The organism is Klebsiella quasipneumoniae subsp. quasipneumoniae, from assembly GCF_020525925.1.
Classification (GTDB): Bacteria; Pseudomonadota; Gammaproteobacteria; order Enterobacterales; family Enterobacteriaceae; genus Klebsiella; species Klebsiella quasipneumoniae.
Genome location: NZ_CP084876.1, coordinates 4,006,147 through 4,030,736, shown reverse-complemented (window position 1 = coordinate 4,030,736; position 24,590 = coordinate 4,006,147). Strand labels below are relative to the sequence as shown.

The 24,590-nt window shown below is 57.2% G+C and carries 29 protein-coding genes and 1 tRNA gene; 18 read left to right on the top strand and 12 right to left on the bottom strand.

Annotated elements, in window-relative coordinates:
• Positions 1-2: 2 nt before the first annotated feature.
• The 3 genes from LGM20_RS19435 to tesA are packed head-to-tail and all read right to left on the bottom strand — an operon-like array spanning position 3 to position 2,338.
• Entirely contained in the window at positions 3-857 is an 855-nt protein-coding gene (locus LGM20_RS19435) for a co-chaperone YbbN (protein ID WP_044521317.1), read from the bottom strand.
• A 58-nt stretch (positions 858-915) separates the two neighbouring features.
• Positions 916-1,725, bottom strand: a complete 810-nt coding sequence (locus tag LGM20_RS19430; protein WP_072096484.1) for an SDR family oxidoreductase — start codon at positions 1,723-1,725, stop codon at positions 916-918.
• A complete protein-coding gene (gene tesA, locus LGM20_RS19425; protein WP_044521318.1) occupies positions 1,715-2,338 on the bottom strand; it encodes a multifunctional acyl-CoA thioesterase I/protease I/lysophospholipase L1 in 624 nt (207 codons plus the stop codon). Before tesA ends, LGM20_RS19430 begins: the two co-directional genes overlap by 11 nt.
• Between tesA and ybbA the strand changes: the two genes are divergently transcribed.
• Together ybbA and ybbP are read left to right on the top strand one after the other, a co-directional pair.
• The gene (gene ybbA, locus LGM20_RS19420) at positions 2,309-2,995 is read left to right on the top strand and encodes a putative ABC transporter ATP-binding protein YbbA (protein ID WP_032454210.1); all 687 of its coding nucleotides are present in this window, start codon (positions 2,309-2,311) and stop codon (positions 2,993-2,995) included. The genes tesA and ybbA overlap by 30 nt on opposite strands.
• Positions 2,992-5,406: a putative ABC transporter permease subunit YbbP gene (gene ybbP, locus LGM20_RS19415; protein ID WP_044521320.1), complete on the top strand. Its 2,415-nt coding sequence runs from the start codon at positions 2,992-2,994 to the stop codon at positions 5,404-5,406. The genes ybbA and ybbP overlap by 4 nt, the downstream gene beginning before the upstream one ends.
• Here the strand turns inward: ybbP and LGM20_RS19410 are convergent.
• Positions 5,383-5,496, bottom strand: coding sequence for a hypothetical protein (locus tag LGM20_RS19410; protein WP_044521321.1), 114 nt, complete (start codon positions 5,494-5,496; stop codon positions 5,383-5,385). The genes ybbP and LGM20_RS19410 overlap by 24 nt on opposite strands.
• 91 nt (positions 5,497-5,587) lie before the next feature.
• Here LGM20_RS19410 and LGM20_RS19405 point away from each other — a divergent pair, with 91 nt between their 5' ends.
• A complete protein-coding gene (locus LGM20_RS19405; RefSeq protein WP_023288667.1) occupies positions 5,588-6,733 on the top strand; it encodes a porin in 1,146 nt (381 codons plus the stop codon).
• 117 nt (positions 6,734-6,850) lie between these two features.
• Here the strand turns inward: LGM20_RS19405 and mnmH are convergent, their stop codons facing one another.
• The 6 genes from mnmH to ppiB form a co-directional block, all read right to left on the bottom strand.
• On the bottom strand, positions 6,851-7,927 hold the full coding sequence (gene mnmH, locus LGM20_RS19400) for a tRNA 2-selenouridine(34) synthase MnmH (RefSeq protein WP_044521323.1): 1,077 nt from the start codon (positions 7,925-7,927) through the stop codon (positions 6,851-6,853).
• Positions 7,928-8,038: 111 nt separating this feature from the next.
• Complete coding sequence (gene purK / locus LGM20_RS19395; protein WP_044521324.1) at positions 8,039-9,106, bottom strand: 5-(carboxyamino)imidazole ribonucleotide synthase; 1,068 nt, start codon at positions 9,104-9,106, stop codon at positions 8,039-8,041.
• Positions 9,103-9,612, bottom strand: coding sequence for a 5-(carboxyamino)imidazole ribonucleotide mutase (purE, locus tag LGM20_RS19390; protein WP_004151322.1), 510 nt, complete (start codon positions 9,610-9,612; stop codon positions 9,103-9,105). The genes purK and purE overlap by 4 nt, the downstream gene beginning before the upstream one ends.
• A gap of 96 nt (positions 9,613-9,708) precedes the next feature.
• Positions 9,709-10,047: a hypothetical protein gene (locus LGM20_RS19385; RefSeq protein ID WP_044521325.1), complete on the bottom strand. Its 339-nt coding sequence runs from the start codon at positions 10,045-10,047 to the stop codon at positions 9,709-9,711.
• Between the two features lie 107 nt (positions 10,048-10,154).
• Positions 10,155-10,877, bottom strand: coding sequence for a UDP-2,3-diacylglucosamine diphosphatase (gene lpxH / locus LGM20_RS19380; protein WP_044521327.1), 723 nt, complete (start codon positions 10,875-10,877; stop codon positions 10,155-10,157).
• 3 nt (positions 10,878-10,880) lie between these two features.
• Complete coding sequence (gene ppiB, locus LGM20_RS19375; RefSeq protein ID WP_004151319.1) at positions 10,881-11,375, bottom strand: peptidylprolyl isomerase B; 495 nt, start codon at positions 11,373-11,375, stop codon at positions 10,881-10,883.
• A 175-nt stretch (positions 11,376-11,550) separates the two neighbouring features.
• Between ppiB and cysS the strand changes: the two genes are divergently transcribed.
• Positions 11,551-12,936, top strand: coding sequence for a cysteine--tRNA ligase (cysS, locus tag LGM20_RS19370; protein ID WP_004204706.1), 1,386 nt, complete (start codon positions 11,551-11,553; stop codon positions 12,934-12,936).
• Positions 12,937-12,981: 45 nt separating this feature from the next.
• On the opposite strand, the gene ybcJ is transcribed toward cysS, so the two are convergent.
• Entirely contained in the window at positions 12,982-13,194 is a 213-nt protein-coding gene (ybcJ, locus tag LGM20_RS19365) for a ribosome-associated protein YbcJ (protein ID WP_004143016.1), read from the bottom strand.
• 1 nt (position 13,195) lies between these two features.
• The gene (folD, locus tag LGM20_RS19360) at positions 13,196-14,062 is read right to left on the bottom strand and encodes a bifunctional methylenetetrahydrofolate dehydrogenase/methenyltetrahydrofolate cyclohydrolase FolD (RefSeq protein ID WP_004143017.1); all 867 of its coding nucleotides are present in this window, start codon (positions 14,060-14,062) and stop codon (positions 13,196-13,198) included.
• 340 nt (positions 14,063-14,402) lie between these two features.
• Between folD and LGM20_RS19355 the strand changes: the two genes are divergently transcribed.
• The 14 genes from LGM20_RS19355 to LGM20_RS19285 all read left to right on the top strand — a co-directional run bounded on the left by LGM20_RS19355 (position 14,403) and on the right by LGM20_RS19285 (position 24,312).
• Positions 14,403-14,479, top strand: a tRNA-Arg gene (locus LGM20_RS19355).
• A 165-nt stretch (positions 14,480-14,644) separates the two neighbouring features.
• The gene (locus LGM20_RS19350) at positions 14,645-15,859 is read left to right on the top strand and encodes a tyrosine-type recombinase/integrase (RefSeq protein WP_044521329.1); all 1,215 of its coding nucleotides are present in this window, start codon (positions 14,645-14,647) and stop codon (positions 15,857-15,859) included.
• A 143-nt stretch (positions 15,860-16,002) separates the two neighbouring features.
• Positions 16,003-17,010 carry a hypothetical protein gene (locus LGM20_RS19345; protein ID WP_052454837.1) on the top strand — a complete coding sequence of 336 codons (1,008 nt, stop codon included), beginning with the start codon at positions 16,003-16,005 and terminating at the stop codon, positions 17,008-17,010.
• A 257-nt stretch (positions 17,011-17,267) separates the two neighbouring features.
• Positions 17,268-17,465 carry a helix-turn-helix transcriptional regulator gene (locus LGM20_RS19340; RefSeq protein ID WP_072013402.1) on the top strand — a complete coding sequence of 66 codons (198 nt, stop codon included), beginning with the start codon at positions 17,268-17,270 and terminating at the stop codon, positions 17,463-17,465.
• Entirely contained in the window at positions 17,465-17,899 is a 435-nt protein-coding gene (locus tag LGM20_RS19335) for a hypothetical protein (RefSeq protein ID WP_044521330.1), read from the top strand. Before LGM20_RS19340 ends, LGM20_RS19335 begins: the two co-directional genes overlap by 1 nt.
• A 13-nt stretch (positions 17,900-17,912) precedes the next feature.
• Positions 17,913-18,719, top strand: a complete 807-nt coding sequence (locus LGM20_RS19330; protein ID WP_044521332.1) for an antA/AntB antirepressor family protein — start codon at positions 17,913-17,915, stop codon at positions 18,717-18,719.
• On the top strand, positions 18,716-18,895 hold the full coding sequence (locus tag LGM20_RS19325; RefSeq protein WP_044521333.1) for a DUF4222 domain-containing protein: 180 nt from the start codon (positions 18,716-18,718) through the stop codon (positions 18,893-18,895). The genes LGM20_RS19330 and LGM20_RS19325 overlap by 4 nt, the downstream gene beginning before the upstream one ends.
• On the top strand, positions 18,892-19,857 hold the full coding sequence (locus LGM20_RS26715; RefSeq protein ID WP_044521334.1) for an ash family protein: 966 nt from the start codon (positions 18,892-18,894) through the stop codon (positions 19,855-19,857). Before LGM20_RS19325 ends, LGM20_RS26715 begins: the two co-directional genes overlap by 4 nt.
• Positions 19,854-20,171 carry a hypothetical protein gene (locus LGM20_RS19310; RefSeq protein WP_044521335.1) on the top strand — a complete coding sequence of 106 codons (318 nt, stop codon included), beginning with the start codon at positions 19,854-19,856 and terminating at the stop codon, positions 20,169-20,171. Before LGM20_RS26715 ends, LGM20_RS19310 begins: the two co-directional genes overlap by 4 nt.
• Positions 20,168-20,431 (top strand): hypothetical protein, encoded by a 264-nt coding sequence (locus LGM20_RS19305; protein ID WP_044521337.1) that lies wholly within the window; start codon positions 20,168-20,170, stop codon positions 20,429-20,431. Before LGM20_RS19310 ends, LGM20_RS19305 begins: the two co-directional genes overlap by 4 nt.
• On the top strand, positions 20,428-20,688 hold the full coding sequence (locus LGM20_RS19300) for a hypothetical protein (RefSeq protein WP_029497050.1): 261 nt from the start codon (positions 20,428-20,430) through the stop codon (positions 20,686-20,688). Before LGM20_RS19305 ends, LGM20_RS19300 begins: the two co-directional genes overlap by 4 nt.
• The gene (locus LGM20_RS19295) at positions 20,685-20,897 is read left to right on the top strand and encodes a hypothetical protein (RefSeq protein WP_004866294.1); all 213 of its coding nucleotides are present in this window, start codon (positions 20,685-20,687) and stop codon (positions 20,895-20,897) included. The genes LGM20_RS19300 and LGM20_RS19295 overlap by 4 nt, the downstream gene beginning before the upstream one ends.
• Positions 20,894-21,520: a hypothetical protein gene (locus LGM20_RS19290; RefSeq protein ID WP_040216511.1), complete on the top strand. Its 627-nt coding sequence runs from the start codon at positions 20,894-20,896 to the stop codon at positions 21,518-21,520. The genes LGM20_RS19295 and LGM20_RS19290 overlap by 4 nt, the downstream gene beginning before the upstream one ends.
• Positions 21,521-21,534: 14 nt before the next feature.
• The gene (locus LGM20_RS19285) at positions 21,535-24,312 is read left to right on the top strand and encodes a TOPRIM and DUF927 domain-containing protein (RefSeq protein ID WP_044521344.1); all 2,778 of its coding nucleotides are present in this window, start codon (positions 21,535-21,537) and stop codon (positions 24,310-24,312) included.
• Positions 24,313-24,590 lie beyond the last annotated feature (278 nt).

Genomic DNA, 24,590 nt, shown 5'->3' with positions numbered 1-24,590 from the left:
AATTAGTACAGCAGCGAATAGAGCTGACGGCGGTATTTGGCGGCCAGCGCATCGCCCGTACCGAGGGCGGCGAGGATCTCCTGCAGCATCTTGCGCGCCTGGCCGTCGCCGGCGCCTAAATCCTTCTGCAGATGGCTGAACAGCAGCGCCAGCGCTTCTTCGTTACGCCCGACCTGATGCAGCTGTAGCGCCAGCTGGGAGGCCAGCAGCGCATCCTCCGGATTCTGTTCCACCTGCTGCTGCAGCTGCTGGATTTCCGGCGTGTCGGCGGCCTGTTTGAGCAGCTCAATCTGCGCCACCAGACCCTGATAGTGGGTATCCTGATCCTGCAGCGGGATGGTTTTCAGCACGCTTTCCGCTTCATCGGAACGGTGCAGGGCAATCAGCGTTTCCGCCAGCAGCAGGCCAATCTGGCTCTCCTGATTCGACAGCTGCCAGGCTTCCTTCAGCAGCGGCAGGGCATCGGCGTATTTTTCTTCCTGCATCAGGGCCAGCGCCTGCTGAGCTTTCAGCTCCTCTTCGCGGGGCAGGACTTTATCCAGCAGGGCGCGGATCGCTTCTTCCGGCTGCGGGCCTTCAAAACCGTCCACCGGCTGGCCGTTCTGGAACAGATAAACCGTAGGGATGGCGCGCAGACCAAACTGTGAAGCGAGCATCTGCTCAGCGTCGCAATCGACCTTCGCCAGCGTAAACTGGCCATTGTATTGCGCGGCCAGACGCTCAAGAACCGGGGACAGCTGTTCGCAGTGCTGGCTGCGGGCAGACCAGAAGTAAAACAGCACCGGGACGTTCATAGACTGCTGTAGCGTCTGCTGCAGGTTCGCTTCGCTAATGTTGACAATATTCTGTTCGGACATGGGCATTTCTCGTTAGTCGATTTCTGTTTTACATGGGGGCGGCATTCCGCGCTTCAACTCAGCCGTGGATAATTTTGTCCATCGCGCGGGCTGGCAGCAGGCGTTTGAGCAGCGCCACCGCGTGGGTGACCAGGGTGACCGGGTAGCGCAGCTTTGGCTTATCGCTGGTAAAAGCGTGGCGCACTTTTTCCACCACCGCTTCCGGCCCGAGGGTAAAACGGGCGGCGATGCCCGGGTTTTCAACGGGCTTGTCGCTTTGCGTCTGGTTGACGTTATCGGTAAAGCGGGTGCGGATCGGGCCCGGTTCAATCAGGCTGACCTGAATACCGCTGTGGCGCAGCTCCATGCGCAGCGCATCGGACCATGCCTCAAGGGCATATTTGCTGGCGGCGTAGGCGCCGCGGCCGGGGCTGGCGATAAGCCCCATCACCGAGGAGGTCATCACGATGCGTCCTTCGCCGTGCGGGGTCATCGCCGGCAGCAGCAGCATGGTGAGCTGATGGGCGCCAAAAAAGTTGGCGGAAAACTGCTGTTCCATCTGCTGGCGGCTGATGGTGTTCAGCGGGCCATAGACGCCGTATCCGGCGTTATTGAACAAGCCGTAGAGACGATTATCGGTCAGCGCAATCACCTCCGCCGCCGCGCGCTCCACGCTCTGCGGGTCGTCCAGATCGAGCAAAATACCGGTTAGCCCCAGCTCCTGCATCCGCGCCACATCCTCCGCTTTGCGGCAGGCCGCCAGCACGCGAAAGCCCTCGCGGGTTAAATCCAGCGCGCTTTCCAGACCAATTCCGCTGGAACAGCCTGTCACTAAAACCGTTTTTTGCATAACTTTACCTGTCAGCGACCCCTGGCGTTCAGGAGTCATGATTAACTAAGGGAGCCAGCCGGTTCGCCATCCAGTCGGCGATAAACGGCTGCGCGTCGCGATTCGGGTGAATGCCGTCGTCCTGCATCCACTGGGGTTTCAGATACACCTCCTCCATAAAAAAGGGCAGGAGAGGAATAGCGAACTCTTTGGCCAGGGCCGGGTAAATCGCGCCGAAGGCTTCATTATAGCGGCGGCCATAGTTCGCCGGCAGGTGAATTTGCATCAGCAGCGGTTCGGCGTTGGCCGCTTTGATCGTCTGAATGATGGTGCGCAGCGTCTGCTCGGTCTGCTGCGGCGGAAAGCCGCGCAGCCCGTCGTTGCCGCCGAGCTCAACCAGCACCCAGCGCGGCTGATGCTGCTTAAGCAGCGCTGGCAGACGGGACAGTCCCTGCTGGGAGGTATCGCCGCTGATGCTGGCGTTCACCACCGGCGTTTTCGCCTGCCACTTCTCATTGAGCAGCGCAGGCCACGCGGCGTTGGCCGCCATCCGATAGCCAGCGCTCAGGCTGTCGCCGAGGATCAGCAGCGTGTCCGCCGCCATCGCGCGGCAGGTAAACAGGAACAAAAACAGGAAAGGCACATGCCAGCGGAAAACATACTTGAAGTTCATCATCTTAAGAAGTCCGTCGGTCAGGGGGAGCATCAGCTCACCATCCTTACCGGAGTTGAGCTGGTTGTCAAACCGCGGCAGACCATCGCCCTGATTGGCGAGTCGGGCTCCGGTAAATCGACCCTGTTGGCGATCCTCGCCGGCCTGGACGATGGCAGCAGCGGGGAAGTATCGATGCTGGGCAAACCGCTGCATCGGATGGATGAGGAGGCGCGGGCGGCGCTGCGGGCGCAGCACGTCGGTTTTGTATTTCAGTCGTTTATGCTGATCCCAACGCTCAACGCCCTGGAGAACGTCGAGCTGCCGGCGCTGCTGCGCGGCGCCAGCGATAGCCAGAGCCGGGGCGATGCCCGGGCGCTGCTTGAGCAGCTGGGGCTTGGCAAACGCCTGCACCACCTGCCGGCGCAGCTCTCCGGCGGCGAACAGCAGCGGGTGGCGCTGGCCCGGGCCTTCAATGGGCGTCCGGCCATTCTGTTCGCCGATGAGCCCACCGGCAACCTCGATCGCCAGACCGGGGACAAAATTGCCGATCTGCTGTTCTCGCTTAATCGCGAACACGGCACCACCCTGATCCTCGTCACTCACGATCCGCTGCTGGCGGCGCGCTGCGACCGCCGTCTGCGCCTGGTGGATGGCCAGCTGCGGGAGGAAGCATGATCGCCCGCTGGTTCTGGCGCGAATGGCGCTCGCCGTCGCTGCTGATCGTCTGGCTGGCGTTAAGCCTCGCCGTGGCCTGCGTGCTGGCTCTGGGGTCGATAAGCGATCGAATGGAGAAAGGCCTCAGCCAGCAAAGCCGTGAGTTTATGGCGGGCGACCGGACGCTGCGCAGTTCGCGCGAGGTGCCCGCTGAGTGGATCGCGCAAGCGCGGAAGTCAGGGCTGAGCGTCGGTGAACAGCTGAGCTTCGCCACCATGACCTTTGCGGGCGATACGCCGCAGCTGGCGGACGTCAAGGCAGTGGATGACCGCTATCCGCTGTATGGCACTCTCGAGACGCAGCCGCCGGGGCTGAAGCCCCGGGCGGGCAGCGTCCTGCTGGCGCCAAGGCTGATGGCGCTGCTGAACCTGAAAACCGGCGATACGATTGACGTTGGCGACGCCACGCTGCGCATTGCCGGGGAAGTGATTCAGGAACCGGATGCGGGGTTTAACCCTTTCCAGATGGCGCCGCGGCTGATGATGAATATGGCCGACGTGGCAAAGACCGGCGCCGTACAGCCCGGCAGTCGCGTCGCATGGCGATATAAGTTCGCCGGCGACGCTGAACAGCTGGCCCGTTATGAGCAGTGGCTGCTGCCGAAACTCGGCCCGGAGCATCGCTGGATTGGTCTTGAACAGGACGACAGCGCACTGGGCAAATCCCTCGAACGCTCGCAGCAATTCCTGTTGTTATCCGCGCTGTTGACGCTGCTGCTGGCCGTCGCGGCGGTGGCCGTGGCGATGGGCCACTACTGCCGCAGCCGCTACGATCTGGTCGCCATACTCAAGACGCTGGGTGCCGGACGGGCGCAGCTGCGCAAGCTGATTGTTGGTCAGTGGCTGCTGCTGCTGGCGCTGTCGGTGATAACCGGCGGGGTGGCGGGGCTGGCGCTGGAGCGCCTGTTGCTGCTGGTGCTCAAACCGGTTCTGCCCGCCGCGCTCCCGCCGGCCAGCGGCTGGCCGTGGCTGTGGGCGGTGGGCGCGACCGGCGTGATTTCCCTGCTGGTGGGCCTGCGGCCGTATCGGCTGCTGCTGGCGACCCTGCCGCTGCGAGTGCTGCGCCAGGACGTGGTGGCCAGCGTCTGGCCGTTAAAAATCTGGATCCCGACGGTCAGCGCCGTGGTGGTGGGCCTGCTGGCGTGGCTGATGGGCGGCAGTCCGCTGCTGTGGTCAGTGCTGGCCGGGGCGGTGGTGCTGGCGCTGCTGTGCGGTCTGGTGGGCTGGGGATTGCTGTGGCTGCTCAAACGCCTGACGCTCAGAGCCTTGCCGCTGCGTCTGGCGGTGAATCGCCTGCTGCGCCAGCCGTGGTCGACCCTCAGCCAGCTGGCGGCGTTTTCCCTGTCATTTATGCTGCTGGCGCTCCTGCTGGTGCTGCGCGGCGATCTGCTCGACCGCTGGCAGCAGCAGCTGCCCCCGGAGAGCCCGAACTACTTCCTGATCAATATCGCCCCTGAGCAGATAATGCCGGTGAAGACCTTCCTCGCCGAACATCAGACGCGGGCGGCGGAATTCTATCCGATCGTCCGGGCTCGTCTGACGCAGATCAACGGCCAGTCCACGGACGGGAATAAAGACGAAGCGCTGAATCGCGAGCTTAATCTCACCTGGAGCGAACAGCGTCCGGATCATAATCCGCTGGTGGCCGGCAGCTGGCCGCCGAAGCAGGGCGAGGTATCGATTGAGGAGGGGCTGGCGCAGCGATTGGGAGTGACAATCGGCGATACGGTGACCTTTACCGGCGATACGCAGGAGTTCAGCGCGAAGGTGAGCAGCGTGCGCAAAGTCGACTGGGAGAGCCTGCGGCCAAACTTCTTCTTTATTTTCCCCACCGGGGCGCTGGACGGGCAGCCGCAGAGCTGGCTCACCAGCTTCCGCTGGGATAACGGTCCTGCGATGTTGACCCAGCTGAACCGTGAGTTTCCCACCGTCAGTCTGCTGGATATTGGCGCTATCCTGCGCCAGGTCGGCCAGGTGCTCTCCCAGGTCAGCCGGGCGCTGGAGGTGATGGTGGGCCTGGTGACGGCCTGCGGCGTGCTGCTGTTGCTGGCGCAGGTGCAGGTCGGTATGCGTCAGCGTCATCAGGAGCTGGTGGTCTGGCGCACGCTGGGGGCCGGGAAATCGCTGCTGCGCGCCACGCTGTGGGCGGAGTTTGCCCTGTTGGGGCTGGTCTCCGGCCTGGTGGCGGCGATAGGCGCCGAAGTGGCGCTGGCGATGCTGCAGACCAAAGTCTTTGATTTTCCCTGGGCGCCGGACTGGCGGCTGTGGGTGATGCTGCCGCTGACGGGAGCGGTGTTGTTATCCCTGTGCGGCGGCGGGCTGGGGCTGCGTTTATTAAAAGGGAAAGCGCTATTCCGTCAGTTTAGCCAGTAAGAATATTGCATGTTGATGATGCGCCGCCGTTTTTGGCGGCGCTTTTATTTTAAGCGCACAAATTGATAAACCATTGATTTTTAAGCGCACGAAACATTAAAAACCCAGCAACACGCTGTGCTGATTCGCGGTTAATATTCAACTGGAAAATATAAGGTTGCTTATTAATCAAGGAAAAACTATGGCACACACAATAAAAACGCTGGCGATCTCGATCGGCGCAGCATTAGCGTTAACGTCATTGGCTGCCCACGCGGAGATCACCCTGCTAAAACAGGATCCGCAGGCGGGGGATCCGTTAAGCCGGCTTAACTTTACCGTCGGCGGAAGTATCCGCCCGCAGTTCAATATGATGACCGGCGACGGGGATAAAGGCTCCTATAAGCGCAACGGTTTCGACGGCGGCACCCGCTTCCGTTTCGCCGCGGACTACTATCTGTTCGATGATATTAGCTGGATCAGCTACTACGAGCTGGGGGTGAATATTCCGGCGCTGTTCGACTGGGATAATCACTACGCGGAAGGGGCGAACAATACCACCCGCCGCATGCTGTATACCGGCCTGAAAAGCGATACCTGGGGGACGTTAACCTACGGTCAGCAAAACAGTGTTTACTATGATGTGGTCGGGGTGAAAACCGATATCTGGGACTACGATATGATTGCCCAGGCGCCGGGCAACGGTATTAACGGCGATTACGATGGCTCTTATCGTTCCCGTAATATGCTGAAATATAAGAAAACCGTTGGCGATGTCGATCTTTACGGCTCCTATCTGTTCGAAGACAGCGAATACCTGCCGGGTAATGGTCTGCGCTATAAACGTAAAGGCGGCGGTTCTGTTGGCGCGGACTACCACATCATGAAGGATCTGACCTGGGGGACCGCGTGGAACTACACCCGCGCCGAAATGCGCGACCCGTCAAGTTCCGACAGCAAAACCTATGACCAGAACATCGTCGGTACCGCGCTGAGCTGGACCCCGGATAACTGGACTTTCTCCTTCGGCGGCGGCTGGTATCAGAACTTCCTCACTACCAAAAAAACCGATGTCCATAATTACTTCGCCGGCGACGCCTGGGGGATTGAATATTTTGCGGGCTATAAATTCCCGATCAATCAATATGCCGTTAAATCTATTCAGCCGTACTTTATGGGCGACCGCCTGGAATATGTGAACGGCCGTAACTACCAGCGTATTGATAACGGTCTGGGGATCAGCTTCCAGCTGGATTATGGTTTCCGCGTTGACTACGAGCACGTGTTTACCTCCAGCACCGACAACCTGGGCGATATGAACCTGGTGCGTCTGCGCTACGACTTCTAAGCGGTAACCATTCCCCGGTGACGCTGCGCTTACCGGGGCTACAGGTTCACCGCCGTCTGCGGACCCGTAGCCCGGCTAAGGCGTTTACGCCGCAAGCCGGGACAAGAGAGGGTGTGATTACTCCGCCAGCCAGGCGGCGACCTCCTGCCAGTTGCCGCGAAAAATAATCTTCCCGGCTTTTTTCCCCAACTGATAGCGATACATCGGGTCGTAGTATTCTTCCAGCAGCGGCACCAGCCAGGCGAAGTGCGCCTCGGTGCTGGTGGTGCGCTGCTGCTGCGCCAGCGCCTCATCGAGGCGTTCAGTGAGCTGAGCAAAACGCTGCAGTCCCAGGCGACGGCGGATGGCGAACAGGCCGTGATGCAGATACTCGCCATATGCCTGCCAGCCTTTCTCTTCGCCATAGGCGGCGATAAAGTCGCGATACATGCGATCGAAATACTCCTCGCGCAGCCGTTCGAGGCGAACGTCAAACGGATCTTCCACCACCGCCAGCGGCGATTGCGCCATGCGGATGCGCAGGCACTCCGGCAGATGGTTGGCGCCGATCATGTGGCCTTCATCTTCCAGCACCCAGCGCGTCTGCTGTTCGGCTTTTTTGAGCAGGCTAACCGCCAAATGGTTTTCAAAGGTGGCCTGCGGATGCTGCGGCTGTAGCGTGCGGCCAAACGAAGAGCCGCGGTGGTGGGCATGGCCTTCCAGATCGATACCGTCCGGGCGCGAGCAGACCAGCTGGGTTTTGCCGTTGCCGGTGCAGCCGCCAATCAGCACGATCGGTCGCTGTACCAGCGCGTCGGTGGCCTGGATAGCCGCCTGGCGCAGCGCTTTATAGCCGCCGACGATCAGGGGGTAATCCACACCAGCTTCTTTCAGCCACTGCTGGACGATATGCGAGCGCTGGCCGCCGCGAGCGCAGCACAGGAAACCGTGCGGGTAACGGGCGCACGCTTCCAGCCAGGCCTGGATCCGGCTGGCGCGCAGGTCGCCCTGGACCAGCTTATGGCCGAGCGCCAGCGCCGCTTCCGGCCCCTGGCGCTTGTAGCAGGTGCCGACCGCGGCGCGTTCTTCATCATTCATCAGCGGCAGGTTGATCGCTGCCGGCATCGCGCTTAGGCTAAACTCCACCGGGGCGCGCACGTCAATCAGTGGCGTATCGCTGGCGAGAATGGCGCGATAATCCGTCCCATTGGTCATGGGGTATCCTCTGAAGTCAAAACAGAAATGGGCTTTACAGCAAGGGGGGGATTGTACGCGCCTCAAGGTGTGCCGGGGAAGGGGATAGATCAAATCCCCGGCACGAAGGGCTTAGCTGAGCTGCGCCTGCGCCCAGACGATACCGCTGGCGTATTCCGCTGGCAGCAGCGGCTTCAACGCTTCCAGCGTCGCGCTCAGACGGTCTGTATCGCTGTCGGTCAGGTTCAGGTGGCCGACTTTACGACCCTGGCGCACCTCTTTATCGTACCAGTGCAGGTGGACCAGCGGCAGCTTCAGCCAGTCGTAATTGAGATCGGTGCCGATCAGGTTGATCATCACCGACGGGCTGTTAACCACCGGCGGCGGCAGAGGAAGGTCGGTCATTGCTCGCAGATGCAGCTCAAACTGGCTGATGGAGGCGCCATTTTGCGTCCAGTGGCCGCTGTTGTGTACGCGCGGCGCCAGCTCGTTGATCAGCAGCCCCTCGGCGGTGACGAAGCACTCCATCGCCATCACGCCGACGTAGTTCAGCTCGTTCATGATCGCCGTCAGCATGCTTTCCGCTTGCTCCTGCTGGCGGGCATTGGCCTGCGGGAAGGCGACGCTGGCGCGCAGAATACCGTCCTGATGCAGGTTGCGGGTCAGCGGGTAGAAGACGGTGCTGCCGTCATGGGCGCGGGCGCCTACCAGCGACACTTCGCCGGAGAAGTTAATCCCCTGCTCGACGATGCACTCGCCGTAGTTATCGTCCGGTAGCTGATCGATCTCGTTTTCCCGCAGACGCCACTGGCCGCGGCCGTCGTAGCCGCCGACGCGACGCTTAACGATCGCCAGTTCGCCAAGGCGGGCAAACACCGCCGGCCACTCGCTTTTATCCGCCAGCAGCTGCCACGGGGCAGTGGCGAGGCCCAGCTTATCGAACAGCTGCTTTTGCGTCAGGCGATCGGCGATAATCGGGAAGACGTCGCGGTTGACGAACGCCGGGTGGCGGGCCAGCTCGCGGGTGAGGGCGGTTTCCGGCCAGCGTTCAATTTCTGCGGTGATGACGCTCTGCTGGAACGGCACCGCTTCCGGATCGGCTTCCAGCCCCACCGGCCAGACGGCGATACCCAGCGGCTCGCCGGCCTGGCGCAGCATACGGCCTAACTGGCCGTTACCGAGCACGCATACCTGTTTCATGCCGCACCCCGCGGGTCCGGGTTATCCAGCACTTCATCGGTTTGCGCCTGACGCCAGGCGCTCAGGCGCTGGTGGAGTTCAGCATCATGCTGGGCGAGGATCTGCGCGGCGAGCAGACCGGCGTTTGCAGCCCCGGCTTTGCCGATGGCCAGGGTACCGACCGGAATACCGCGCGGCATCTGCACAATGGAGTAGAGGCTGTCGACACCGCTTAAGGCCGCGCTCTGAACCGGTACGCCGAGCACCGGCACCAGGGTTTTCGCCGCAATCATGCCCGGCAGATGCGCCGCGCCGCCTGCCCCTGCAATAATCACCTGATAACCGTGGCTTTCGGCGCTTTCAGCGAAGCTGAACAGCTTATCGGGCGTGCGATGGGCGGAGACCACTTCGACATGGTACGGAACGTTCAGGGCATCAAGGATTTCTGCGGTAAACTGCATGGTAGCCCAGTCGCTTTTGGACCCCATCACGATGGCGATACGCGCCGAATTATTGCGGGAAGACATGCGTCTTAAAACTCCTGTGGGTGTGTTTCACACTGCTTTAGAGGCCACAGAGAATAGCATGAACTGCCGGCAAGGAAAACGGTTGCGTGCGCATGGTTAGCCGTCTTTTGTCTCGCTTATCGAGGACGGCGATCGCGGCTTATCGACACTTCTCTCATTCATGATACAGGTGATAAGCAGCACGAGCCCCCAGGGGAGCATCAGGGTGCCCATGATCAGTAAAAAGATCTGTACTGACCGGCTCTCGTGAGGGCGGGTGCAGAGCAAATAAATGGCATAGAAATAGATGGCCCACGCCAGAAGGGCGCACCAGACAAACGTCAGCGTGTTGCCGAGAGTGACGCCGATTAAGGCGATATAGCTTATCCCTAACGGATTGAGGATCGCGATGATCATTCCCCAGATCAGCGGCTGGCTCCACTTTTTCCTGTTCATGCTCGTTCCTTGAGAGTGATGTCGAGGAAGACTAGCATGCGGAATGCCGGGAGGCGCATACCTCCGCCCAGGCAAAAGGCGGTTTCGGAATTATGCTCGCGCAGGAATTAGAACGGAAAGTGGATCAGTTCGACGTCGTCCGGCATCACCTTGACCATCGATCCTTCGCTGTGCCAGGCGCCGAGCACCACGCGCCATGCGGGCTGGCCGTTGGCCTGCAGGTCATGGACCGCCGGGCGATGGGTATGGCCGTGGATCAGCCACTGCACGTGATGCCGCTCCATCGCGTCAACCACCGCCTGCGGATTCACATCCATAATTTCCATTGATTTGCTGCTGTTGGCGGCTTTGCTGTCGGCGCGCATGCGGGCGGCGATACGGCGGCGGATAAACAGCGGCAGGGCCAGGAACAGGCGCTGGATCCACGGGGTGTGGACTTTCGCGCGAAACGCCAGATAGCCCGGGTCATCGGTGCACAGCGTGTCGCCATGCATAATCAAGACTTCACGGTCATAGAGGTTCAGTCGCTCTTCTTCGGCGAGCAGGATCATCCCGCTCTGGCGGGCGAAGCGCTGGCCAACGAGAAAATCGCGGTTGCCGTGAATGAAGTAGCAGGGCACGCCGGCGTCGACGACGGCTTTGATTGCCGTAGCGATTTGCTGATGCAACGGGTTCGGATCGTCATCGCCGATCCATGCCTCGAACAGATCGCCAAGGATATACAGGGCGTCCGCCTGACGGGCTTCCCCCTGTAAAAAACGCAGAAAACCGGCGGTGATCGCCGGTTCTTCTGTTTGCAGGTGCAAATCTGCAATAAAAAGTGTCGCCACGAATTACTCGCTGACGGTGACGCTTTTGATGATCACATCGTCTTTCGGCACATCCTGGTGCATGCCGCTGCGGCCGGTGGCAACCGCTTTGATTTTATCAACCACGTCCATGCCTTCAACCACTTCCGCGAAGACGCAGTAGCCCCAGCCCTGCAGGCTTTCGCCGGAGAAGTTCAGGAAGTCGTTGTCAACCACGTTGATGAAGAACTGCGCGGTTGCAGAGTGCGGCGCCTGAGTACGGGCCATCGCCAGCGTGCCGCGGGTGTTTTTCAGACCGTTGTTCGCTTCGTTCTGAATCGGAGATTTGGTCGCTTTTTGTTTCATGCCAGGTTCAAAACCGCCGCCCTGAATCATGAAGCCGTTGATAACACGGTGGAAAATGGTGTTGTCGTAGAAACCTTCGCGGCAGTAGTCCAGGAAGTTTTTAACTGTTTCCGGCGCTTTGTCGTCAAACGTTTTGATTACGATATCGCCATGATTGGTGTGGAAAGTAACCATTTTTGCATCCTGTTCCGATGAGTGTGGTGCCAGCACCCGGTGTCGGGTGAGATATAGGGGGGTGTTATAGCATAACCGCGGGGGTCGATGCACCTTGCAATGTGTGCTGCGTCCTGTGTGAATTATGGGTATTATAGAGGCTTCATTACCCACACACGTCTACACGGAATCTTCGATGTTAAAAATTTTTAATACACTGACGCGCCAGAAAGAGGAATTTAAACCTATCCATGCCGGGGAAGTCGGCATGTACGTGTGTGGTATTACCGTTTACGATCTCTGTCACATCGGCCATGGGCGTACCTTCGTCTCCTTTGACGTTGTGGCGCGTTATCTGCGTTTTCTCGGCTATAAGCTGAAGTACGTGCGCAATATCACCGATATCGATGACAAAATCATTAAACGCGCTAATGAAAACGGCGAAAGCTTTGTCGCGCTGGTCGATCGGATGATCGCCGAAATGCACAAGGATTTTGACGCCCTGAATATTTTGCGTCCCGACAGCGAGCCGCGCGCGACGCATCATATTGCGGAAATCATCGAGATTACCGAGCAGCTGATCGCCAAAGGCCATGCCTATGTGGCGGATAACGGCGACGTGATGTTCGATGTGCCGACGGATCCGAACTACGGTTTGCTGTCGCGTCAGGATCTCGATCAGCTGCAGGCGGGGGCGCGCGTCGACGTGGTTGACGTCAAGCGTAACCCGATGGACTTCGTTCTGTGGAAGATGTCGAAAGAGGGCGAGCCAAGCTGGCCGTCGCCGTGGGGCGCGGGCCGTCCGGGCTGGCATATCGAGTGCTCGGCGATGAACTGCAAACAGCTGGGCAACCATTTTGACATCCACGGCGGCGGTTCCGATCTGATGTTCCCGCATCACGAAAACGAAATCGCTCAGTCCACCTGCGCCCATGACGGCGAGTACGTTAACTACTGGATGCACTCCGGCATGGTGATGGTTGACCGCGAGAAGATGTCGAAATCGCTGGGCAACTTCTTTACCGTCCGCGACGTGCTGAAGTATTACGATGCGGAGACGATTCGCTACTTCCTGATGTCCGGCCACTATCGCAGCCAGCTGAACTACAGCGAAGAGAACCTCAAGCAGGCGCGCTCGGCGCTGGAGCGTCTGTACACCGCGCTGCGCGGGACCGACAAATCCGTCGACGCGGCGGGCGGCGAAGCCTTCGAAGCACGCTTTATCGAGGCGATGGACGATGACTTCAACACCCCGGAAGCCTACTCGGTGCTGTTCGATATGGCGCGCGAAGTAAACCGCCTGAAAACCGAGGACGCGGCCGCGGCGAACGCCATGGCGGCCCACCTGCGTAAGCTTGCGTCGGTGCTGGGGCTGCTGGAGCAGGAGCCGGACGCCTTCCTGCAGAGCGGCGCGCAGGCTGACGACGCGGAAGTGGCGGAAATTGAATCGCTTATCCAGCAGCGTCTGGACGCGCGTAAAGCGAAAGACTGGGCGGCGGCGGATGCGGCGCGCGATCGTCTTAACGAGATGGGGATCGTGCTGGAAGATGGCCCGCAGGGCACCACCTGGCGCCGGAAGTAAGTCATAAAAAAACGCCCGCTTAAGCGGGCGTTTTCCTTTTCGCGGTCAGGCCGTGACGGTTACGCTCTGGCCTTCAAAGCTCACCGTCTGACCGGCGACGATTTTGCAGCGTTTGCGGGTTTCCACCGCGCCGTCGACTTTTACCAGCCCGTCGGCGATGGCGATCTTCGCCTGGGCGCCGCTTTCGCTCCAGCCTTCCAGCTTCAGCAGATCGCACAGCTCAACGTGCGGGTGTTTTCCTAAGGAAAATGTCGCCATCTCAGGCCTCCTCAACGTCGTGGTACTCTTCGCACGCCTGCAGCGTGTTCTGAATCAGGGTGGCGACGGTCATCGGGCCAACGCCGCCGGGCACCGGGGTGATGTAGGATGCGCGTTCAGCGGCATCTTCATACACCACGTCGCCGACCACTTTGCCGCTTTCCAGACGGTTAATGCCGACATCGACCACAATCGCCCCTTCTTTGATCCATTCGCCAGGAATAAAGCCCGGTTTACCCACCGCGACGATCAGCAGGTCGGCGTTTTCGACATGATGGCGCAGGTTTTTGGTAAAGCGGTGGGTGACGGTGGTGGTGCAGCCGGCCAGCAGCAGCTCCATGCTCATCGGGCGGCCGACGATATTGGACGCGCCAATGACCACCGCATTCAGGCCGTAGGTGTCGATATTGTAGCGTTCCAGCAGCGTCACGATACCGCGCGGGGTGCACGGACGCAGGCGCGGCGCCCGCTGGCACAGGCGGCCAACGTTGTAAGGATGGAAGCCATCGACGTCTTTATCCGGCGCGATGCGCTCGAGAACTTTGACGTTATCGATCCCTGCCGGCAGGGGCAGCTGAACCAGAATACCGTCGATGGTCTTATCGGCATTCAGGGTGTCGATAAGCTCCAGCAGCTCGGCTTCGCTGGTGGTTTCCGGGAGATCGTAAGAGCGGGAGACGAAGCCCACTTCTTCACATGCTTTGCGCTTGCTGCCGACATAAATCTGCGAGGCCGGGTTGCTGCCGACCAGCACGACGGCCAGCCCAGGGGCGCGTTTTCCGGCCGCAACGCGAGCCTTCACTTTTTCCGCAACCTCAGAGCGTACCTGCTGCGCAATCGTTTTACCGTCAATAATTTTTGCTGCCATCAGAGAGAGGATTCCATCTGTATCTTTACGAAAGGGGGATGAGGATATTTTGTCAGAAGCCGGCCTCGCTGTCAGTCCTCGTTTGCTGTTTTATCCTGTCTGGGGCAAATTTAGCCGGTTTTTGACCCTTTTCATTGCATGGTTATTGGTGTATTGCGCCTGGCCACTCAGTCGATTTACTGGCGTAAGAGCCCCGGTGGTATGCTTCTTGTACAGTTGGCGGAGGATATTTCGCCAGCGTCGTATAAGCCCCGCAGTTTCCTGGCAAAATGGATTGACTCAACCGACGTGGACCGTATAATTCCAGGCGTTTCACTCCGCGAAGCACTCGCTTCTCAGGGCGCCCTTAGCTCAGCTGGATAGAGCAACGGCCTTCTAAGCCGTAGGTCACAGGTTCGAATCCTGTAGGGCGTGCCATACTCACTTCTCTTAACGTCTCCTGAAGTCTACTCAACCCAGCATACACGCGGTATTCTCCAATATTTCATTATCTCAACGTCTACTATGGTCTATTGAAATCCACATTCATGTGGGGGTACATTTGGGGGTAGATTCCTGTTCAATGTAATGAGATACCCCCAAGTGAAGCTTACAGCCCGCCAGGTCGATACATCTAAAGCTAAGGACAAACCCTATAAACTGTCTGATGGCGGTGGCCTTTACCTCTTGGTGAACCCCAACGGCGCTCGATACTGGCGGCTGAAGTACCGGGTCGCCGGTAAAGAAAAGTCGTTGGCTTTAGGTGTATACCCTGAAGTCTCGCTGGCCGATGCACGTCAAAAACGAGCAGAGGCTAAAAAAGTATTGGCTGCTGGTGGTGACCCGGGGCAGGAAAAGCAGGAAAAAAAACATGCCAGGGCGATGGCCGTATCAAACAGCTTTGAGAGACTGGCGCTGGAATGGCATGAACATAAATCGATGAACTGGTCAGCAGGCTATGCCAGCGACATACTGGAGTATCTGAGAAAAGATATTTTTCCTTATATTGGCTCCCGGTCGATCACTGATATTAAGCCCGTTGATATGTTGGCTGTTCTTCGCAAGATGGAACAACGTGGAGTACTTGATAAGCTCAAAAAGACACGTCAAGCCTGCCGGCAGATCTTCACCTATGCGGTCATCACCGGCAGAGCAGAGCATAATCCTGTGGTCGATCTCGCCAGTACTCTAAAAGCACCAAAGCAAAAACACTTCCCTCATTTATCGGTTGAACAAATACCTGACTTTCTGCGAGCTTTGAACGACTATAGCGGCAGCGTGGTGACTCGAAATGCTACCCGCCTGCTTATGCTTACTGGACTCAGGACAATTGAGCTCCGTGCTTCTGAATGGGTTGATATCGACTTCGATAAGGGGGTCTGGAATATCCCTGCAGAGCGAATGAAGATGCGGCGGCCACATCTCGTTCCTATCTCAACTCAGGTTCGCGAACTGCTTGAAGAAATCAACCAGCTTACCTGGCGAGGAAAGTATGTTTTCCCCGGACGGAATGATGCCGGCAAGCCAATGAGTGAGGCCAGCATTAACCAAGTGATTAAGCGTATTGGTTATGACGGTAAAGCGACCGGGCATGGCTTCCGGCACACTATGAGTACCATCCTCCATGAACAGGGATATAACACCGCCTGGATTGAAACGCAGTTGGCGCACGTCGATAAGAACTCCATCCGCGGGACATATAACCACGCTCAGTATCTGGATGGCCGGCGGGAAATGCTCCAGTGGTATGCCGACTATATGCAGGCGCTGGAGAATGGTGAAAATGTGGTCCATGGCTCGTTCGGGAAACGCGCCTGACTGTATGCATAGACAGTGCATAAAGACGATAGTAGACTTAGGTAGACGAACAAAGAATAGGCTATGTCTAGGCTGATCCCCGAAAACCCGCACACCTCTGCGGGCTGGCATAGCCGCTTATACTAGGGGGCGTGAGGTGACGCATGAGTCAGATAAATGGCATAGATTTAATTAGAGATTTGGAAGCACAGTCTAAAAAGTACATGTGCTTAGCTGATGTATTATTATTTCTTAGCCTTAAACTTAATTGCGACGCGTCTGTCGCTGCTGAAATACTTCTTGGCCGCATACCTATGGAGCAAGGTATAAACCCTCCTTATTTCGGACAAAAAATAGGTATGGCTACTTTTAGGCAGTCCCCTAATGATCCTCTTCTTTCTGGATTGTTAGAGGGTGTTATTGTTGGAGCAGATACTGCCTTTGAAGATAGCCCTTTCAATGAAATGGCGTTTTCTAAACAATACTGGGATTATTCATTTATTGTGAAGGAGTTGGAGCAGGCGATATCCTTCAAATTGGACGCGCTTTCCCAAGAGTTACCTGAATATCTAAAACCTTATAAAACAAGAATAGGTATTCAACTAACTGAAGTTGCAAATATTATGGCTGGTTGTAAACCAAGAGATATTATAAATAAACTTCCTGAAGCTGAAATCATTGGTAGCTTTACGGCATCGTTGTGGGATGCTGTTGATCATAATGTTTTATCGGCAACAAATGAGGTTATTGATTACGGTTACAATGAATCTAACCGTGTCGATGTTACTTTGTTAAAAGATGAAGTTACTGAATGGGCAAAGAAGCACGGTATAAATTGGCCTTTTGAACTATCAACCAAAACAGGCGAACGTGATTTAGCGGAGGATAGTGCCCAGACCATTAAAAGGTTAATGGCTGAAAATGATGAGTTGGAAGATGAATTGATAGATCTAAGGTTAAGCTCGCCAATTTTTTTAGGGAAGTTCAGGCCAGATGATCCATTAGATATCGCTATTAAACTACGTAATGCTGAATGGGGAGCCTTCAATGAAAATGTGCGTTCTACTATCCCATCAGCAGAGTACCTCGTCGCAAAATTAAAAAGTGAATATGCGATGTCCGATGCTCTGGCTAAGGCTATTGAAAAAGTGGCCTGCCCGATTCAGAGGTGACCCCATCACACTGACCCCTCAGCCCTGACCCCTCAGCCCTGACCCCAATCAGGGCTTTTTTGTGCTTACCCTGAGGGCGAATATTACCTTTTTACTCTTAACCCTCATGGTGATTCTTCATCATCTCTTGGACAAAACACCCTAACCCTTAGTGTGAAAATATGACTACTTGCCATTAGGGATAAGGGTGTGAAAAAAATAGGCATTTATATGCCACGATATATCTCGTAAACCACTATAGACTTTACGAGGTCAACATGTCTCACAATCTAATTCGACTCCCTGAAGTACAGCGCCGCACTGGCTATAGCAAAGCGTGGATCTATAAATTGCTTAAAGAGAAGCGATTTCCTGCGGCAGTTAAAATTGGTTCTCGTGCAATCGCATTCGTCGAAAGTGAAATCGATGATTGGGTGAACCAGCGTATCGCTGAATCTCGCGGTGAGGTAGTGTAATGAAAAAGAAAAACCGCCCTATACAACAGGCGGCTAACTCAGATACACGCATGTCTGATATTACGCCGATCACCAACCATGAACAAGCACCAAAGCGTACACCAAAGAAGCACCGCGCCCGCGTTTATATGCTGCGTACCGGCGTTGAGGGATGGACAGAAAACGATATTCTGCGCTACTGCCGCCTCTCGTCTGGACGGAACTACGCTAGCGAAATTGAGCGCCGCCTTGATATTCAGCTAGAGCGTATCGACGAAAAGAACCCGGATGGTATCGGCGCACATTTACGCTACCGCTTTACCTGCCGCAGTGATGTTCTCAAGGTTATTCATCTTGTGAACCACAACGCCGCCGCTGGTGGTTATTACGGCCTTTCTAAGCAGGATATCTCCGACATTCTGAATCTCTACCCGGACAATTTCACCGCCGCATAACGGAGCCGACAAAATGAAAATCGAAAAAAGCAGATTCAATTCTGAGGCTACCCCTCAACCGAATGTTAGCCAGAGCGTAATTAACGGTAACGACTTTGCCGCTATTGTCCCTGTTATTTCCGGTCAGATTGGCGGGCGTGAAACCAATATTGCGAGCGCCAGAGCTCTGCATAAGGCGCTGGGGGTTGGCCGCGACTTTACCAACTGGATTAAAGGCCGCATTGACCAATACGGATTTGCAGCCGGGACTGACTACATTCGTATTGAAAAATTGAGCTCACCAAAACGGGCGAGCGCAAAATTTCGTCAGCAAATCGAGCATGATTACCTTCTCTCGCTGGATATGGCTAAAGAAGTGGCAATGGTTGAGCGTAACGAGCAGGGGCGAGCTGTGCGCAGGTACTTCATCCAGTGCGAGGAGGCGTTACAGCTGAGTGCGCCGGAAATCGCCGCTCAGTATCGCCGCCAGCTAAAAGCCCGTATCAGCGCGGCTAACAACTTCAAGCCAATGTGTGAAGCGCTAGACGCCGCCCGCGCAGAACAGGGCAAACAGACACAGCAGCGCCACTACAGCAATGAAAGCAACATGATCGCCCGCATTGTGCTGGGTGGCATGACCGCCAAGCAGTGGGCGCAGGTGAACGGTATCGACGGCGAACCGCGCGACAGCATGAGCGTCGGCCAACTGGAGCACCTCAGCTACCTGGAGAGCACCAACATCACGTTGATCGATATGGGTATGGAGTACGCCCAGCGTAAAGCGGAATTAACCCGCCTCTCTCAGCGTTGGCTGGCTAAACGTCTGGGGGCTAACGAATGAATAAGCCCACCAGCGCACCGCTGCCAAATCACTCCTACCGCGACGCTCACGGCCAGATGGTGAGCGTGGCCACTGTAGCGCATAACCGGGTGACATTCTACCGCGAAGGTTACCAGTTCCCATGCGTACAGCCCATTGAGCGCTTCATGAAGGAGTACACGGAGGTGAAGCAATGATTGCCGCCGCCCAGGGTAAAAGCCTCTCTCTGGCTGGCCTGATGTATGCAAAAGTTAACGCTCTGCAGGCGGTGCGCCACCGTGGAAACCTGTCAAAACCTGTCACTTTGCGGGCCACTGATAGTAGCGTACAAAACGCCTGGCAGAGTTTCGAGACAAGTACACGCGCGGGTAAGCGTTCGGAAACTGACTATCTGGAAGATAGCGTGTCCGGCGCCGGCGGTGGATGCGGGGCCCATCACACCGCCAGCTATAAATTGCCGCACCGTGACAAAAAGGGCTTGCGGACTGACGGTATCCCGGTCTATGGTTATAGCGCACCAGCAAAATCTGGTGCCGGGATTGGCGTCCTGGTAATTCGAATGGCGACACATGACGCGCCTAGCGTCTTTTTTTGTGCCGTTAGTCTGACTCACCCTTTTTTTGAGCGTTGGGATATAATCCAGCGCCTCGCAAGAGCAATGGTGGCTCAGGCAGGGGCTTCTTCGGAAGCGCCGGTATCCATTCGAGCCGGTTACGCCAACCCTGCTTGGGCTACCACCAGTGAAATTGGCGTTTCCGGTGGTAGCGTTACCCGCTATCGAATGGAGGCTGCCGCATGGCTACTACCCTCACCCAAATTCCGCAATTTATCTGGATTATCGCCGCTGTTCGCCGCGATATGCCGACAATTACCGCAAAAATTCACCATATCGCCGCACCTTCTGAGCGTGAAGCCCGCCGTTCTCTGGTTCGGGATCACGTCTGCTTTTTCGCTGGTCGCATCCGTCTGGAGGTGGCTCATGCGTAACTATTTCCGCATCACCGGCTACGCCGTTAATAAGCGCGGTTTAACGGTTGGTATCGGCTATCAACTCACATCCAGCGACACCAAAACAGCAACGGCCCACGCAGTGCTTCAGGCGCAGCGTGAAGGTCTCAGCCATGTGCGCATTACCCGCGTTCGGGAGGTGGCTGCATGAGCCTGTATAACGATTTAGTTCGCCACGAGTTCGGCAAAGGCGTCACCGCTGATGAGCTGGAAAGCATTCAGAACCGCAAAGACGAGGCCGTGAGTGATTTGATGCTCGGCATTAGTGCCATTGGCAGCCTGATGTTCTGGGCTACGGACAATGGCAACTACACCGAGGAAACCGCAAAGGGAGACATGCGCAAAATAGGCGCAATGCTGGGTACGGTTGGTGAGGTGGTGCTGGCGCTGAACGATACCGCAGCGAACGCGGGTGTATGTCGTTCTGACTGCGGGAAGGAATCAAAGGTGAGGTCAGCCAAATGAATATAAACGCTATATACCGCCATCCTGCCGAGCAAGAGGCCGAGGCAATGCTATCCCGTGTGCAACCTTATCCGGAAGATTTTACGCTGGCAGAGCGTACCGCGGAACGCATGACCCGCGCCCGCAATGGGCTGGCTCACGTTATGACTGATTTAGCCACTCAACTAAACGATGAACAGGCCGAAATCGTGTATTGCTGGCTGAGTAAAGTCCTGACGATTGTCGATATGGCCAGAATTGATGCGGAGGGCAGCGCATGAATACAGTCGCCGTAATTGAACCAGAAACAATCCCGACAGGTGACGCAACGGCAGCGGTGCGCTATGCCAGTGAATTGCTTGAGTTATGGAATCTTTATCTGGACGGGCCATTACGTGCCGCCAATCCGCTTTATGGTGCCAGACTTGCGACATTAATCACCGAATTGAGATGCGCAACCATTAGAACCGAGCGCAAAGTTAATCGCCTGGCTGATGAACTAACGAAGATGCGCGAGTATCGGGAGGGCAGCGCATGAGCAAGTTATCCCTGATTGATTCAGCCTGCCGTATCAAGCAAGCGCAGCAAGTTCTTTCTCTTTGGCTTGAAGCACCGATTAAAAAAGATAGCGGCACGGATCATCTTATTGGCGCAGTCATTACCCTTCTGGATGGTATCCCCGAGCTGATGGATTCAGTAGAAGGCGAGTTAGTTGATATGGATTTGAGTCTGGACGGCAAAGCATGAGCAACGTAGAGAAATTCACACCGGGAAATGACGACGTATTACGCGCCGAAGCCACACCGCACGGCGTCAATATCATGACCCGCAATGATGCCGGGGGATTTGAGCTGGTTGCTCTTATCAGCTACGAGAGCGCCGTGAACGGCCTTGACGCCGGAGAGTACGACGACAAGCCAGATATCGGATACGCCATACATTTTGCCGTTGCTGATGGCGGGGCGCGTGGCTGGTTCGACTTTACCGCGCAGCATAACGTCACTATGTGGCGCTGGCTGATTGCTGCGACGTTCATTTCTGAGATGAAGCGCGAAAACGGCACAACCACCATCACGGAGGATGACGGCAAATCGTCGCTGGTGACGTTTTATTCAAATGGCACGGCGGGGATTGTGGTTTACCCGTTCGCGGAACGTCTGGCGATGGCTAACAACATGGAGGGCGCAATGATTGAGCGCTACGGCATTGAGCAGGGAACAGCGAACGCCATTGTTTTTTATCAGGCCATGATCGACACGGAGCGCGGGGAATTGACCCCGTTCGGGCGTGAAACGCTGGCAGAGCTACACGATGGATTCATTGCCGATCTGAATGAAAACGGCTTGCCTGAAATGCCAGCGGCGCACTGAGGGAGGTAACACGAATGCGTAATATCGACCTTATCCGCGAAGTGACCAGCGCCGCAGCAGGGCGATGGCCTTATGTGCTGGCCGGATTGTCTATCGACGTTCCTGATTCATCGCGCCGCCATGCCCCCTGCCCTGCATGTGGTGGGAAAGACCGTTTCAGATTCGACGACAACGGGCGCGGCAGCTTTATCTGCAACCAGTGCGGCGCGGGCGATGGCTTAGACCTGATTAAGAAGGTGAACAACTGCGACACCACGGAGGCGGCACAGCTTGCCGCTGATGTGCTGGGTATTGATTACCGGGCCGCAGAATCAGCACCAGACGCTGCCAGCCAGAGACAGAGGCAGTTAGCCGCAGACCGCCAGCAGCGTGAGCAGGAGCGCCAGAAACAGGCAGCAGAGGACGCAGATCAGCGAAGGGCTACGTTTGCCCGTCTGTATACCGGAATGCGCCTGAGATCCATACAGGGAGAATCTGAGTACCTGCAATCAAAAGGGCTGACCGGGTTTAAATACCCGCTTATGCCCGATGGTTCGTTATTGCTGGAGCTGGTGGATGAATCCGGCGCAGTCACAGCCGCGCAGACCATCACCCCGCAGGGAGAAAAGCGACTCATTAAGGGATCGGCAAAGCGCGGGGCATATTACGCCGTAAACGCGCTGGAACGGCCTCAAAGCGTCGTGATTGCCGAGGGGCTGGCTACCGCTCTAACGTGTCACTTAATTCGCACAGACGCGCTGACAGTAGCAGCAATCGACGCGGGCAACCTGCTGCCCGTCGCCGAAGTCATGCGCCGGAAGTACCCACAGGCACAAATCATCATCGCCGCTGATAACGACCACCAGCAAGGAGGCCCCGAAAGTGGGGGCACCAATACGGGCAAAGACGCCGCAGAAAAAGCCGCCTTATCCGTGGCTGGCTGGGTATCGCTGCCCCCGACCGACAACAAAACCGACTGGAACGATTACCACCAACAGAACGGGCTGGAAGCCGCTACAGCAGCCTTTAACGATTCGATGTATCAACCGCAGGGGGAAAGCGTGAAACCGCAGTTACAGGCCATTGAGGGCGGTAAATCCGGCCAGCCAGAGAAAGATCCGCTGAAGCCGCACGTTGAGAGCCGCGCAGACGGCGTTTTCTGGGTTACGCCGAAAGTGGATAAGGACAGCGGCGAGGTTATCAACCAGGAGGCGTGGTTATGTTCTCCGCTGGAGGTGGTAGGTACCGGGCGGGATGATAAAGACCAGTACCTGATTATCCGCTGGCAGGCATTCGGGGTCAGCGCTCTCACGACGGCCGCAATCCCCCTGGCTGATATTGGCGAGCGTGAAGGCTGGCGCACCCTGAAGGCGGGCGGGATTAACGTCACCACCAAAAGCAGCCTGCGCGCGATCCTTGCCGACTGGCTACAGCGCAGCGGCGCGCGGGAGCTGTGGCGCGTTGCCCACGCGACGGGCTGGCAGTGCGGGGCATACATCATGCCGGACGGCGAGGTTATCGGAACGCCGGAACATCCGGTGCTGTTCAACGGCCGCAGCTCGGCGGCGGCCGGCTACACCGTCAAAGGCACCGCTGAGGACTGGCGCGGCAGCGTGGCGCACCTGGTAGCCGGTAACTACTCCATGATGACTGCGACCGCCGCAGCGCTGGCGGCGCCGCTGATTGGCCTGGCGGGCGCCGATGGCTTCGGGATCCACTTCTATGAGCAGTCGAGCGCGGGCAAGACCACCACGGCGAACGTGGCCAGCAGCCTGTATGGCAACCCGGATTTACTGCGTCTGACGTGGTACGGCACGGCGCTGGGGCTGGCGAACGAAGCCGCCGCACACAATGACGGCCTGATGCCGCTGGATGAGGTCGGACAGGGATCCGACCCGGTAAGCGTGTCGCAGTCTGCCTATGCGCTTTTTAACGGGGTGGGGAAGCTGCAGGGTGCGAAGGAGGGCGGCAACCGGGACTTAAAGCGCTGGCGGACCGTGGCAATCAGCACCGGCGAGATGGATTTGGAAACCTTCATCGCGGGCGCCGGCCGCAGGACCAAAGCCGGGCAGCTGGTGCGGCTGCTGAATATCCCGCTGAGTAAGGCGGTTCACTTCCACGAGCACCGGAACGGGAAGCAGCATGCGGATGCGCTGAAGGAGGCATACCAGCACCACCACGGCGCCGCTGGGCGGCTGTGGATTAAGTGGCTGGCCGACCACCAGCAGCAGGCTACAGAAGCTGTCCGGGAGTGTGAGGCCCGCTGGCGCAGCCTGATACCTGCAGACTACGGCGAGCAGGTACATCGCGTAGCCGCCAGGTTCGCTATTCTGGAGGCGGCGTTGCTGCTGAGCGCCGGCATCACCGGCTGGGATGCACAGACCTGCCGGGATGCGGTACAGCACAGCTATAACGCCTGGCTGCGGGAGTTCGGCACCGGCAACAAAGAGCATCAGCAGATCATCGAGCAAACGGAGGCGTTTCTTAACGCCTACGGCCTGAGCCGGTTTGCACCGTTTCCTTACAGCCCGGCCGACCTGCCAATAAAAGAACTAGCCGGCTACCGGCGGCGCCAGGGGGAACACGACGAGAGCCCGATATCGTTCTATACGTTCCCGGCAACGTTCGAGAAGGAAATCGCCGCGGGCTTTAATCACAAGCAGTTTGCCGAAGTACTGAAAAGAGCGGGAATGCTGACGCCGCCGAGCAGCGGACGCGGATATCAGCGCAAGTCTCCACGTATCCAGGGGAGGCAGATCAACGTTTACGTCCTCAACTACCTGCCGGAGGACTACAACCAGCCAGAGGAATAGTATTTCTCACATACGAGTAAAAAGTGTTGGTTCAGTTGGTTCAGTTGGTTCAGTAATTAAAGGTTACTGTTTTATAAGCATTTTAATTATGAATCTGAACCAACACTGAACCAACAAATGCCTGTTTTGAACCAACGCCGGCGCGTAGAGTTTTTTCCCTGGCAGGCGGTGAACCAACAGAATGCCCCGCTGAACCAACGCAAAATTGCTGAAGTTGGTTCAGGAAAACCCAGTAACGGCGCGGGCTGGCGGGCAGTGAACCAACTGAACCAACTGAA

Coding starts and splice junctions, on each gene's coding strand:
- LGM20_RS19435 (WP_044521317.1), bottom strand. CDS start 857: ATGTCCGAACAGAATATTGTCAACATTAGCGAAGCGAACCTGCAGCAG.
- LGM20_RS19430 (WP_072096484.1), bottom strand. CDS start 1,725: ATGACTCCTGAACGCCAGGGGTCGCTGACAGGTAAAGTTATGCAAAAA.
- ybbA (WP_032454210.1), top strand. CDS start 2,309: ATGCCAGCGGAAAACATACTTGAAGTTCATCATCTTAAGAAGTCCGTC.
- tesA (WP_044521318.1), bottom strand. CDS start 2,338: ATGAACTTCAAGTATGTTTTCCGCTGGCATGTGCCTTTCCTGTTTTTG.
- ybbP (WP_044521320.1), top strand. CDS start 2,992: ATGATCGCCCGCTGGTTCTGGCGCGAATGGCGCTCGCCGTCGCTGCTG.
- LGM20_RS19405 (WP_023288667.1), top strand. CDS start 5,588: ATGGCACACACAATAAAAACGCTGGCGATCTCGATCGGCGCAGCATTA.
- mnmH (WP_044521323.1), bottom strand. CDS start 7,927: ATGACCAATGGGACGGATTATCGCGCCATTCTCGCCAGCGATACGCCA.
- purK (WP_044521324.1), bottom strand. CDS start 9,106: ATGAAACAGGTATGCGTGCTCGGTAACGGCCAGTTAGGCCGTATGCTG.
- purE (WP_004151322.1), bottom strand. CDS start 9,612: ATGTCTTCCCGCAATAATTCGGCGCGTATCGCCATCGTGATGGGGTCC.
- LGM20_RS19385 (WP_044521325.1), bottom strand. CDS start 10,047: ATGAACAGGAAAAAGTGGAGCCAGCCGCTGATCTGGGGAATGATCATC.
- ppiB (WP_004151319.1), bottom strand. CDS start 11,375: ATGGTTACTTTCCACACCAATCATGGCGATATCGTAATCAAAACGTTT.
- cysS (WP_004204706.1), top strand. CDS start 11,551: ATGTTAAAAATTTTTAATACACTGACGCGCCAGAAAGAGGAATTTAAA.
- ybcJ (WP_004143016.1), bottom strand. CDS start 13,194: ATGGCGACATTTTCCTTAGGAAAACACCCGCACGTTGAGCTGTGCGAT.
- folD (WP_004143017.1), bottom strand. CDS start 14,062: ATGGCAGCAAAAATTATTGACGGTAAAACGATTGCGCAGCAGGTACGC.
- LGM20_RS19345 (WP_052454837.1), top strand. CDS start 16,003: ATGAGTCAGATAAATGGCATAGATTTAATTAGAGATTTGGAAGCACAG.
- LGM20_RS19340 (WP_072013402.1), top strand. CDS start 17,268: ATGTCTCACAATCTAATTCGACTCCCTGAAGTACAGCGCCGCACTGGC.
- LGM20_RS19335 (WP_044521330.1), top strand. CDS start 17,465: ATGAAAAAGAAAAACCGCCCTATACAACAGGCGGCTAACTCAGATACA.
- LGM20_RS19330 (WP_044521332.1), top strand. CDS start 17,913: ATGAAAATCGAAAAAAGCAGATTCAATTCTGAGGCTACCCCTCAACCG.
- LGM20_RS19325 (WP_044521333.1), top strand. CDS start 18,716: ATGAATAAGCCCACCAGCGCACCGCTGCCAAATCACTCCTACCGCGAC.
- LGM20_RS26715 (WP_044521334.1), top strand. CDS start 18,892: ATGATTGCCGCCGCCCAGGGTAAAAGCCTCTCTCTGGCTGGCCTGATG.
- LGM20_RS19310 (WP_044521335.1), top strand. CDS start 19,854: ATGAGCCTGTATAACGATTTAGTTCGCCACGAGTTCGGCAAAGGCGTC.
- LGM20_RS19305 (WP_044521337.1), top strand. CDS start 20,168: ATGAATATAAACGCTATATACCGCCATCCTGCCGAGCAAGAGGCCGAG.
- LGM20_RS19300 (WP_029497050.1), top strand. CDS start 20,428: ATGAATACAGTCGCCGTAATTGAACCAGAAACAATCCCGACAGGTGAC.
- LGM20_RS19295 (WP_004866294.1), top strand. CDS start 20,685: ATGAGCAAGTTATCCCTGATTGATTCAGCCTGCCGTATCAAGCAAGCG.
- LGM20_RS19290 (WP_040216511.1), top strand. CDS start 20,894: ATGAGCAACGTAGAGAAATTCACACCGGGAAATGACGACGTATTACGC.
- LGM20_RS19285 (WP_044521344.1), top strand. CDS start 21,535: ATGCGTAATATCGACCTTATCCGCGAAGTGACCAGCGCCGCAGCAGGG.